This window comes from uncultured Senegalimassilia sp. (genome assembly GCF_934632265.1).
Taxonomy (GTDB): Bacteria; Actinomycetota; Coriobacteriia; order Coriobacteriales; family Eggerthellaceae; genus Senegalimassilia.
Genome location: NZ_CAKTYH010000063.1, coordinates 1 through 11,490, shown reverse-complemented (window position 1 = coordinate 11,490; position 11,490 = coordinate 1). Strand labels below are relative to the sequence as shown.

At 60.1% G+C, this 11,490-nt stretch carries 10 protein-coding genes; 4 read left to right on the top strand and 6 right to left on the bottom strand.

Annotated elements, in window-relative coordinates:
* Window positions 1-194: 194 nt before the first annotated feature.
* Entirely contained in the window at window positions 195-917 is a 723-nt protein-coding gene (locus Q0H50_RS05845) for a methyltransferase domain-containing protein (RefSeq protein ID WP_294420438.1), read from the bottom strand.
* A gap of 344 nt (window positions 918-1,261) precedes the next feature.
* On the opposite strand from Q0H50_RS05845, the gene Q0H50_RS05840 reads away from it, so the two are divergent.
* Complete coding sequence (locus Q0H50_RS05840) at window positions 1,262-2,146, top strand: EamA family transporter (protein ID WP_294420435.1); 885 nt, start codon at window positions 1,262-1,264, stop codon at window positions 2,144-2,146.
* Between the two features lie 91 nt (window positions 2,147-2,237).
* Window positions 2,238-3,062 (top strand): TipAS antibiotic-recognition domain-containing protein, encoded by an 825-nt coding sequence (locus Q0H50_RS05835; protein ID WP_294420433.1) that lies wholly within the window; start codon window positions 2,238-2,240, stop codon window positions 3,060-3,062.
* Between the two features lie 440 nt (window positions 3,063-3,502).
* Here the strand turns inward: Q0H50_RS05835 and Q0H50_RS05830 are convergent, their stop codons facing one another.
* Both Q0H50_RS05830 and Q0H50_RS05825 read right to left on the bottom strand, forming a co-directional pair.
* Window positions 3,503-4,792 carry an MATE family efflux transporter gene (locus Q0H50_RS05830; RefSeq protein ID WP_294420427.1) on the bottom strand — a complete coding sequence of 430 codons (1,290 nt, stop codon included), beginning with the start codon at window positions 4,790-4,792 and terminating at the stop codon, window positions 3,503-3,505.
* 217 nt (window positions 4,793-5,009) lie between these two features.
* Window positions 5,010-5,678 carry a phosphatase PAP2 family protein gene (locus Q0H50_RS05825; RefSeq protein WP_294420425.1) on the bottom strand — a complete coding sequence of 223 codons (669 nt, stop codon included), beginning with the start codon at window positions 5,676-5,678 and terminating at the stop codon, window positions 5,010-5,012.
* Between the two features lie 524 nt (window positions 5,679-6,202).
* Between Q0H50_RS05825 and Q0H50_RS05820 the strand changes: the two genes are divergently transcribed.
* Window positions 6,203-7,099, top strand: a complete 897-nt coding sequence (locus Q0H50_RS05820) for a DegV family protein (RefSeq protein WP_294420423.1) — start codon at window positions 6,203-6,205, stop codon at window positions 7,097-7,099.
* A gap of 126 nt (window positions 7,100-7,225) precedes the next feature.
* Here the strand turns inward: Q0H50_RS05820 and Q0H50_RS05815 are convergent, their stop codons facing one another.
* From Q0H50_RS05815 to Q0H50_RS05805, 3 genes are all read right to left on the bottom strand, one after another.
* Complete coding sequence (locus Q0H50_RS05815; protein ID WP_294420421.1) at window positions 7,226-7,978, bottom strand: EFR1 family ferrodoxin; 753 nt, start codon at window positions 7,976-7,978, stop codon at window positions 7,226-7,228.
* Between the two features lie 149 nt (window positions 7,979-8,127).
* A complete protein-coding gene (locus Q0H50_RS05810) occupies window positions 8,128-8,286 on the bottom strand; it encodes a hypothetical protein (protein ID WP_294420419.1) in 159 nt (52 codons plus the stop codon).
* Window positions 8,287-8,338: 52 nt separating this feature from the next.
* A complete protein-coding gene (locus Q0H50_RS05805; RefSeq protein WP_294420416.1) occupies window positions 8,339-8,773 on the bottom strand; it encodes a helix-turn-helix domain-containing protein in 435 nt (144 codons plus the stop codon).
* 702 nt (window positions 8,774-9,475) lie between these two features.
* Between Q0H50_RS05805 and Q0H50_RS05800 the strand changes: the two genes are divergently transcribed.
* Window positions 9,476-10,939: a helix-turn-helix transcriptional regulator gene (locus Q0H50_RS05800; protein ID WP_294420414.1), complete on the top strand. Its 1,464-nt coding sequence runs from the start codon at window positions 9,476-9,478 to the stop codon at window positions 10,937-10,939.
* Window positions 10,940-11,490: the final 551 nt, after the last annotated feature.

Sequence of the window (11,490 nt, the reverse complement as noted above, 5' to 3'; positions counted from 1 at the left end):
CGAAGCGAGAAAGGGGCGAGCGATCCATCGTCGCTCGCCCCCCATGCGCTGACGACACGTCCAAGACTGCACGCGACGCGGCGAGCGGCATTATGCCACTCGCCGCTTCGCCGCTCACGCACTGGCGCAACGCAAAAGGCCGCATGCGGGGCGGCAGGCGATTTGCGCCCGCCGTCCCGCTTTCACCGCCTTGTTTAGCCCTTCACCAGCGTGACCGCGATGGTGTTCAGGTAGTCGAGCGCGCCCGCTTTGACGGCCGCCCTGTCACCGCGAGCGTATTCGTTTTCACAGGCGATCCAGTCGGCCCACGCCTCGCGCGTGCACGTCATCTGGCGCATATCCTTGATAACCACGCCGGGCGTTTTGCCGATCATAGCTTGCCACCAGGCCATATCGTGCATGTACTCAAGCTGCTCGGGAGTCCACGAGGCAAGCAGGCACGCCGGCAGCTCATCATGGCAATCGCGCACCATGCCGGGGATGGAGAGGTAGATCCTCCCGCCCGGTTTCACGTAAGGAAGAAGTCTTTCGCCGAGATACCGCGGATCACGGCCGAAATAGTTGTAGGAGTCGATGCTTACCACTGCGTCGAAAAACCTGTGTTCAAACGGCAAGCCTTTCGCAGCATCGGCCTTAACGGGGTGGATTTGCCCATCCGGCACGCCCATCTGCCGGAAGAAGGCGCGGTTTTCGGCGGGGTCGCTCCACAGGTCGACGGCGTAAACGCCGAACCCGTACTCGCGCGCGAGCATCACGCTGGTGATGCCGGCGCCAGATCCAAGGTCGCATACGCGCGAGCCTTTTGCGAGATTGGCATCGTGAAGCAGCTCCTCGCAGAGCTTAAGCGGGTTGGGCCCCATGATCTTTGAGCGGACGAGATTGATGTCGAAGCTGTTCGCTTTTGGGAAGTTGTTCATTGTTGTTCCTGTTCGTTGAGGATTGAGACGATATTTCAAACAGGTGAGGAACGGCGCAATAACGCAGGGCCTTGTTACGGCCTTCTTCGAAACGCTATGCGATTAACCGTTCCCTAAAGAACAATGACCAAAAAGACATCCCCTAAGGTGTGTTCGTTTGAGGCCTTTTGCCTCCCTTGGATGCAGCGCCGCGGCCACGGCGGTCGCAGTCGCTATTCGCATCCGGCTTGCTTCACATTACCACGTTTCGCCTCACCAAGAGAAGACGCTTTTCCGACGGTGGCGCGAGCGTGTGCTTCGGGCGATAATGGAGGCTGCTGGTCAACCGTTTCTGGAGGCGCATCTTGCAACTTTGGCTTGTCGCGGCTTTTGCGTCCGCGTTGTTCGCGGGCATTGTTTCCATCCTTGCCAAATGCGGCATCAAAACCATCGATTCCGACGTTGCCACGGCGCTTCGCACCTGCGTTGTGGCCGTTTTCACCTGGGTGATGGTAGCCGTGGTCGGGTCAGCAGGGAGCATCGGCGACATCTCGCCGAAGTCGTGGCTGTTCCTTGCTTTGTCTGGCTTGGCGACCGGCGGGTCGTGGATCTGCTACTTCAAGGCGCTTTCAGTCGGCGACGTCAACAAGGTGGTGCCCATCGACAAGTCGAGCACGCTCATGGCCGTCGTGCTTTCCATCGTGCTGTTCAACGAAACCGGCGATTTGGGCCTGCGACTTGCCGGCACCGCCGTGGCAACTGCGGGAACGTTTCTGATGATCGAGAGGAAATCGAGCGACGCGAACGGCGCGAACGACCGCGACTACCGCATGAGCATCGCCTACGCTTTAGCCGCCGCCGTTTTCGCCGCCCTAACCTCGGTGCTGGCGAAGGTGGGCATCGAAGGCGTTGAAAGCAACCTGGCAACCGCCATCCGCACGATGTTCGTGCTTGCCATGACGTGGGCGATCGTTGCAGGCAAGGGCAAGACGGGGCTGGTCAGGGGCGCGAACCGACGCGAGCTTGCGTTTCTTGCCGCATCGGGCCTTGCCACCGGCGCGTCGTGGCTGTACTACTACTATGCTATACAGATGGGTCAGGTCAGCGTGGTGGTTCAGGTTGACAAGCTGTCGCTGCTGGTTTCCATCGCCTTTGCCGCGATCGTGTTCGGCGAACGGCTTTCGAAGCGCGCGGGTATCGGATTAGCGCTTATCGTGGCGGGCACCGCGATTGTTGCGGCGTGCGGGTAAGGTGCCGAAGCGCAACCAGCCGTTGCTAGGACAAACGTCCCCTTGCGCGTATGCTGATGTCATCGAAACGACCCCGCCGAGAGGAGCACTCGTGGCCTTCGCAGAAAAACTCGTCGCCGTACGGCGCGCGCACAACCTCACGCAAGACCAGCTTGCCGAGAAGCTTTACGTCACCCGCCAAGCCGTGAGCCGCTGGGAGCGCGGCGAGGTCACACCTGGGATCGACATGATGAAGCTCATTGCCGCCGTCACCGGCGAGCCGCTGGCGCATCTGCTGGAGATGCCCGAGCATTATTGCGAAAGCTGCGGCATGTACCTTACGCCCGACGATTGCGGGACCGATGCCACCGGCCAGAAAACCGACCATTACTGCAAGTGGTGCTACGACCGTGGCGGCTACACCTATGAGACCACCATGGAAGCCATGATCGAGGATTGCGCGCCGCGACTGGCGAAGAACACGGGCATGACGCTTGACGAGGCGGTCTCGCTCATGGGCGCGGTTTTGCCTCAGCTTGAGCGCTGGCGCACCGTGCGCGAAAACGAGCAACGCTACGGAGCGGAAGCGCGTGAACGATATGGCAACGAGGCCGTTGATGCCATGAACGAAAGAATCCTCGACATGGACCCTGCCACCTGGAACGATATGAAAGAGCTGGAAAAGGCCATCCTGGGCCAGCTTTCCATCGCGCTGAGCGATGGCGATGCAACCGGCATCGAGGCCGCGAAGCTTGTGCAGATACATCGCCGTTGGATCGGCCTGCAATGGGGAACCGAGCCCGAACGGGATATCTACCTGGGACTTGTGCGCGGCTATCTGGCAGACCCCCGATTCGTTTCATACTACGACGAGCCGTGCGGCAAAGGAGCGACGGCGTTTCTGGTTAAAGCCGCGGAAGGTGCGTTGGGGGAATAATCCCGACAGCACCCGCGCAGGGAAACAACCTGTCGCTCATCAATCGCGTGCCAAGCAAGTTGCGCACGAGCCCCGCCCGCAACTTGCTTGGCAGTAAAGCGAGCCTTGCCTTGCCCGTACCTTGTGCACGCGAGCCCCACCGATAACTTCTGGGCGGTTTTGCAGGCGGAATCAGCCCTGAAGGCCGCAGGGCGCCGGCGTTTCCCCAGGTCGGCAATGCCGGCAGCGAACAACACCCGCGGGAAACCGCCCAGAACCCTGGGGACCATGTCAAAATCGGGGCTCATTTGCTGCGAAACCGTCCAGAAGTCGCATACCACGAGCGCGAACGGGAGTGCGGCGGATACCAGAGCGAACGCAACCGCAAGCGAAATGGGCGCGACTGCCAACAACATCGCAGGGGCCTTTGCGAAATGCCACGACCCCTGCAGCTGCACGCTTTAGCGCCAGCCGTAGCCTTTTGCGTGCCGCGCCACCAGGCCGATGGTCAGGACGCTGGCAGCGGTCTCCGCCACGATGATCGACCACCAGATGCCGTCCGCACCGAAGACCACGGGCAGCAAGATAACCGAACCGAGCTCGAAGACGAACGTATGGACGAAGGAGATCAACGCCGAGATCTTGCCGTTCTCGACCGCCGTGAACATGACCGAGCCGAAATAGGTCACACCCATCAGCAGAAACGCGATGCTGTACACGCGGAACGCGTGGACTGCCAACGCCATCAGCGCCCCATCGTAGCCCGTGAATGCGAATGCCAGCGGCTGCGCCAGAAGCTGAGCAGCAAGGAACGCTCCAACGCCCATCGCCGCCGTAAGCGTGGCGCCGTTGCCGAACAAGCTGCGCTTCTCGTGGTTGTTTCCCGCACCGTGCCGATAGCTCATCAGCGGCGCCATGCCCTCGGTAAGGCCGCCGAGCGCCGCACCGATCAGCATCGACGCGTACTCGATGACCGCATAGGCGGCAACGCCGTCGGGGCCGAACGGGTTCATAAGCTGCAGGTTATACGCTGCAGCGACCACCGACATGGCAGCGCATCCAACCATCTCGGAAACGCCGTTGACGATCGAGCGCGACAGCACGCCGTGCACCCAACGAGGATGCACGAGCTTCAAAACGCCGACCTTGCCCCGTGCGAACAGGACGACCATGAGCGTTGCCGACGAATACTCGGCGATGCAGGTTGCCGTGGCGGCGCCTTCGATCCCCATGCCGAACACGCCCATGAGCACTGCATCCAAACCGATGTTAACCACGCCCGCAGTAAGCGACGACAGGAACCCGAAGCCGGGCTTGCCCGCCACGGAGCAGAACATCTCGAACACATAGGTGAGCATGAACATCGGCAGGCATAGGAAGACGATCTTGCCGTACGTTGCGGCCATAGGCGCCATCTCGGCAGACGCGCCAAGCAGCACGACCACCTTATCCATGAAGGCTATGCCCAGAACCGAGCAAACCACGCCAGCCATAAACGTCGTCCAGGCTATGAGCGAGAACGCGCGATTCGCGCCCTTCCCGTCGCCGGCGCCCAGAAGCTGCCCAACGACCGCACTGCCGCCCGAGCCCATCATGATGCCCAACGCAGACAGGATAACGGTGAACGGCAAGACGATGGTCATCGAGGCCAGCGCATCTTTGCCGACCAGATTGGAGACGAACAGGCCGTCGATGATGCCGTATGCCGAGCTGACGAGCATCATGGCCATGGTCGGCAACGTGTATTTCAATAGCTTGCTTTTCGTGAAATGTTGCGAAAGGACATCCATGCCTTTGATTCCTCTTACGGTCGTGACGGTGTTTCGAGTCGAACTGACGACCGGTCATAGTAGTCTAACCATTGACTGTTTAGTCTATTGTTTGACCTTTGTCCCCAATCAAGCATGGAAACCACACAAAGCGGGAAGGGGGCATCGAGGGACTTGGCGAAAGGATGCGCCGACCACCTTACTCGATAAGGCCGAGGGCCGGGGCTATGACCTTCGTATAAAGCACCAGCCAGATGGTCGAGACGCAGAAGCCGCCCAGGACGTCGCTGGCGTAATGAACCCCCAGGTAGATGCGGCTTATGCCGACCATCACGATGACCAGCGCGAACAGGCACATCAGCGCGATGCGACGACGCGGGTTGCGCTCGTAGCGCCACACGCACCACGCCAGCAGGCCGAAAACGGCCATCGCAGCCATGGAATGCCCCGAGGGGAAGCTGAACCCGGATGCGTCCGCCAGCCGCAGCACATCGGGGCGCGGGCGTTGGATGGCGAACTTCATCGCCTGGTTCAGCAGCACGACCAGGCCTAAGTTCAGCACGTTGCACCAGCCCGGGCGCTTGACCGGCGTGAACGCTGCAGCGATGCCGAGCACCACCAGCAACGTCACCGGAGTGGCCAGCGCCGAGAAGCTTTCCATGATGGGCGTGAGCCACGGTTGGCGCAGCTGCTCGCCGAGCAGCCACCACGCCGCCGCGTCGAGCTTCATGTTCTCCTTGTCGAGCACGTCTTCGAGCAGCATCACCAACACGATGGCGCACACCGATGTCACCACCAGCGTGCGATTCTCCTTAACGTAGCGCGAAAGGCTTCGCACGGCCTTGCCGACCCCCGACACGTCCTCCACCCTGTTCAACTCCTTCGCCCGGCCACCTGGGCCGATATCGCAAACCGAAAGCATGATAAGGGGTAGGTCGGCCCTCAGGCCGCCCTACCCCTTGGATTTCGCTAATGCGAAGAATAGCGCATATGCGGCCGCCCTCGGCGTTTCGGCAACGACCTGTTATTCCCGTGACAGCGGCTTCACGCTCCAGAACGCCACGTTCACGATGACCACGATGAGGGCGACCGCGGCAGATGCTCCCCAAAATCCTGCGGTCTGGGGGAAATCGCGGTTGCGATGCTATCAACAGGGCATCACCTTGGGCCTTCCCCTGGTCTTCTCCCGCCGTCCTCTATTATGATGGGCTGGTAATCGAATTCACAAATCGGCAGATTCAATCGGCAAGTCCTCAAGATACGGCCCGTCCCGATATGCGGGCGGAAAGGATCGCACCGACCTTCGACGGCCTCGCTTCAAGGCTGCGCGAAGGCCTGCGCCCATCTTGGGGGAGGGTCGGCAAACCGCACGCAGGCGAAAGGCGGCATCCCATGGTACGCGTCATCACGGACTCAACGTCATCCATCCCCGTTGATGTCAGGAACGACCTCGGCATCGAGGTGATCTCGCTGATCATCAACCGCACGGGACAAAGCTACGTCGAGGCAGAAACCGACCTGGACGCCTTCTACCAGGACATTTACGAGATGATCGACGACATCCCGACCTCAAGCCAGCCTTCGCAGCAAGACGTTCGGAACGCGCTTGAGCGCATCCAGGCCGACGGCGACGACGCGCTCGGCGTCTTCATCAGCAGCAAGATGTCCGGCACCTTCGAAACCTTCCTACGCATCGCGAAGGAGGTTGCCGCCGAGCACCCCGGGTTCAAATTCGCCGCCATCGACAGCATGACCAACTGCATGGAGCTGGGCCACGCCGTGGTTGCGGGCGCAAAAGCGGCGAAAGAAGGGCTGGGGCTGGAAGATTGCGCCGCCGCAGTCGAGGACAGCCTGCACTCCTCGCGCTTTTTGTTCACCCCGGAATCCTTGAGGTTCCTTGAGAAGGGCGGACGCATCGGAAAAGCCGCGGCCCTGATCGGCGGCGTCATCAACATCACGCCCATCCTGACCGTCAAAGACGGCGAGGCGGCAACGGCGGCGAAGACCCGCTCGCAGAAGAAGGCCATGGCGAAGATCGTCAAGCTGTTCGAAGAGGACGTTGCCGCCTACGGGCTGAAGAACCTGGTTGTTCACTACATCGGCTCGAAGATCCCAGCGGAGAAGTGGGCCGAGGAGGTCATCAACCCCCTTATCGGGTTCAAGGCCAGGGTGGTTCCCGCAAGCCCCGTCATCGGCGTGCACGTAGGCCCCGCCGTGGGAATCGCATACGAATGTAAGCAACGCATAGAAGGCAAGTCCACCAGCGCCTCCCCCGAAGTGGTCCTCTAGCTGCCCGTGCCACTTCGGGGACGTAGCGTTATGTGTCCGGACGAATGACGTTTCAGGGATGTGGCGCCGTTCGTCCGGGTACGGAAACTTCCGCTCAGAACCAAGACGGACAACTCTTCGCCCCCTTTAAGCGCCAGGATGCGTATATTGCCCGTGGCGTTTGGTTTTGTTTCCGTATTGGATAGCGAACTTCGGGCAATGATGCAGGCAAGCTAGGCGCATCACGCAGCGATCCTTCGTCCACACAGGCTTCCTATCGCAGATCTCGATAGCGGCCACGGGACATTTCCTCGCGCATAATCCGCAGCCAACGCAGGAATCCTCAACAGCGAAATGGCGGGCCCTGCGCATTGAGTCATATTCCAAGGCGTAAACCAGCTTCGCGGCGAGAACTGGGGCTTTGCGGCGCATGAAATCCCCGCGCTCGCGGTTTTGCACCTTCCCTATCACGAAATCAATCTCCTGCTCCGCATCTCGATTGATGCGCGAAACCTTCGCAGGGTCGCTTAAGTCGAACATGGGCGTCCATGTATCCGGCATCTTCACGCTGAAGAACGCGTCAAAAGGACGGCCTTTCCTTCGCATGATATCGTCAGCGAATCGACCGGTTTGCCCCGGCGTGGTCCCATAGGTTGCAGCGAACCAAACATAACCCGGGTTCCCATCGATCGTCAGCTGCTGCAAGAAATCGCGGACTATGATGGGCAAACCCCAGGCATACGTCGGGCTCACGATGCCGAAGGCGTCACCATCTGCGGAAAAGCGATATCGACCTTCCTTGACGCACTCGGCTATCGAAATCAGCTCCTCCCCCGTTGCCGTTGAAACCCGCCGTGCAACATGCCGCGAATTACCAGTTGCGGAAAAGTAGAAGATCACGGCTAAACCCCCTTCGCGAACTCTAAAGATAACGCTTCGACCCCACGTTTTGCCACATACCTTGCTTTGGATGCTTGTCTATTCCTGAACGCCATGATGCAATGTTGCGCATTCCGGACGCATAACGACACGTCCCCGAAGCGTCCAGGCTAGGCAGTCGCATCTGCTGTTTCTGCCGCAGCTACTTCCTCGGCTTCTTGGGTTCCTTTGCTGAGCAGCGCTATGCCCGCCACCACTGCGATCATGCCGATTCCCACGATAATGGAAAACGGGTCATCCCATACGACGATGCCGACGAGCGTGGTCAAAAGCGTGCCGACGCTTCGAAAAGCACCGACAAGCCTAGCAGCGCATACGGGCTCATCGCTGCACCTCCTCTTGGAACGTCTTCGCGTACAGTTTGACCACCTTGACGAACAGCGCAGCCTCGTCGGCGCTGATCGCGGCGGCGGCCTTCATCTCAAGCTCGCGCATCCGCTCGACGGGCAGGCGCCATTGCTCGCGCCCTTCGTCGGTGAGCGTCATAATCCGCTCGCGCTTGTCGACCTGGCTTGCCCGCGCGATCACGACATCGCGCGCGGCCAGACGCTTGCAAATGGCGCTGATCGTCTGCTTGCCCATGTCGCAAACCTCGCAAATCGCCCGCTGCGAAAGGCCTTCGGGCTCATCCCATAGGGCGTCGACAACGTACAGCTCACTGGTGTCGACGCCCATATTCTTCGCGAACGTGCTGTACGCGACCGAAACGTCGCGCCAGCAGTTCCACATCTCCTTCGAGAATTCCTCCGGCAACATCTTGCCTCCATTCGGATTGGTCTACTGGTTGACTATTGTAGTCTACAGATTGACTTTCTCCATCCAGCCGTACGGAATCCACACGAGCAGCATGGGGCTTTGCGACTTGCACCGCACGTCAGATGCGGAAGAAAGAGCCCGAGGGCGGCGGCACGTATGCGCGCTCTCAGTCAACCGCGATCGACTGCGCCGTAGACGCAGGCGATGCTGAGAGGCTTCCAGCCTCGCCTCGTAGGTTTCCTGCCTCGCATTGGAAGATTTTCGGCCGATTCTGGCACAGATTGCGAGTTTTCCAAATCGCATTGCGACTAATGAATGCCTTGGCTGCTGTTTAGTCCCAGAAAATGTAGCCACCGATGAGTTTTTCGCGCTCATCGCAACACCTGACGCGAACGCAATCTTTCACGATTCGGAAAACTTGCAATCTGTGCCATATTTCGCGATTTTGCTTCCCTGGCCAAAACCACACGCCAAAGGCTGGCATCACGGGCCGCCTAAAAAGAGCAGCGGCATCCATAAAGCAGCATCATCTGCGGGAAACCCATCAACAATTGGCATACGTTACCGAAATATACTCGAATTTTTTAAGGAAAACGATACAATCAAAGCTTCGGGTCATGTACCCATCCGATTGCAATATGAGGGGCTGTCCACTAGCTGTTCAACGTGCTATTCAACATGCGCTAGAGGGGGTTAACGCACATGAATATCAAGGAGCTTGTGCCGGAGAAGGTGGAATCGGAGATAAACTCGCCCGACCACCCAACCCGCAGGTTCGTCGGCTTCGCCTTGCTGCTTGCGTGGCATTACAATCTATGGTTCCTGCACGACTCGTTCGTCGGCGCGCAGCTGCTCGACGATTGCGTGACGCAGTCGTGGCTGATCGCGCTCGTCTCCGCCGCGGTCTCTTTCATCGTCATCGCCTTCGCCCTGGGAAGGAAGCGCCGCCTTTGCGATATCCCGTGGATGCTCTGGACCGCCACCGCCGCGGCCGTCATCTCCACGCTTGCGCTCACCCTGTTCGCATTCTCGTTCCCCACCGACCTTATCGCATACGCGCTTGCCGCAGTGGTCGGCATCACGAACGCCATCCTATGGATCATGTGGGGCGAGCTGTACTCGCGCACGAAGACGTCGTTCTCCGTTTCCTACATCGGCACCACCGTCGGCCTGGTCACGCTCGTGTGCTCGCTGATCTGCTTCGTCCTTCCCACCGGCGTCTCCTCGGTATTCATCTCGCTTATGCCGCTTGCGGCGGGCCTGCTGTTCGCGCGCGGCACCACCATCGCCAAGGACATGCCCTACCCCACGCTGCTGCCGAAAAGCACCGCAAACCGCGCCTTGAAGCCCATGATCGTGGTGTGCGGCACCACGTTCGTCGCATCGGTTGCCTGCTATTTCCTGGTCGCCATCATCCCTTGGGAGAACCTGCCGTATGGCGAGTACGCCTTCACGTTCGGCTCCATCGGCGGCGCAACCCTGCTGTGCATCATCGGCGTGATCTGCGGCCTGACCAACGACCGCCTGAACATCTACCGCACCTTCCCGTGGCTTATCATCATCGCCATCGCCTCGTTCGCGTTGTTCCTGATGGGCGAAAGGTTCTTCGTTCCCTCGTTCTTCGTGGTGCTGGCCGCCGTGTCCATCTTCGAAGTGCTGCTGATCATGTACTTCGGCGTGCTGGGGGTGAAGGGCTACGTGCCCATCGGCTTGGCATTCGGCTTAAGCGGGGCGTTCATCCGCCTGGGCATCGCCGTGGGCAACGCCATCGCGCTTTACTACGAGGCGAACCCCGCGTTCGCCAAGGTGGCAACCGATCCCACATCGCTGATATTCGTGTGCATCCTTGCGGCCGTCATCATCCCGCTGGTGCGCCAGGAGTACAACATCACCCAGCTCATGGCGCCGCCGGCAACGGAATCCAGCCAGGAGCATCGCATCAAAGAGCTTGCCGCCGAATTCTCGCTGTCGGCACGCGAGACCGAGATCGTCATGCTCATCGCCCGCGGCTTCACCACGGACAACGTGGCGAAGAAGCTGGTCATCTCGCCGTACACGGTGAACACCCACATCCGCCACGTCTACGAGAAGGTGGGCATCCACAAGCGCTCCGAGCTGATCGACTACATCAATCGCACCGGCTCCGACGACGACAAGAACGCCTAGCAGCGTATTTGCAACACCGGCCGATAATCGGGCCCGGTGGTTTCCCGCTCAGAAAGCCCCTGCTAGGAAAACCGGTTTACACATAACCGCCTCCCGGCTTCATGACTGCAACTGCAGCTCACGAAGCGGGAGGCGGTTCTTTTTGCGCAGGGGTCACGCGGATGATCCCGATTGCGGAGACACGCAACCGTAGGTCGCGTTCGGGAGCATGTGCCGTACTTGATCGCGCACGCAAACGACGGAAGCGTGCAGCAGCCGAAAGCCTTTCAACCTCCATGAATAGCCCTGACGTGAGCGGAAAAACGATCTCGCTGGATGATCGAATGCGCGTCTATACACAAAGAGAGGGAGGGCCCGAAGGTCCTCCCTCTCTCTTATGCCGCCGCCCGCTGAAGCGGGCGCGTGCGATGCCTCGCGCAACGTGCCTCGGGCCGGGCGATCGGCCCGGGGCGGCGCTGCGGGGCGGAATCAATCCTAGCCGCAGCGGTACTCGATGCCCATCGTCGGGCCGGGGTTGACCCACTTCTTGACGATGGTGCCCTCGCAGGCGA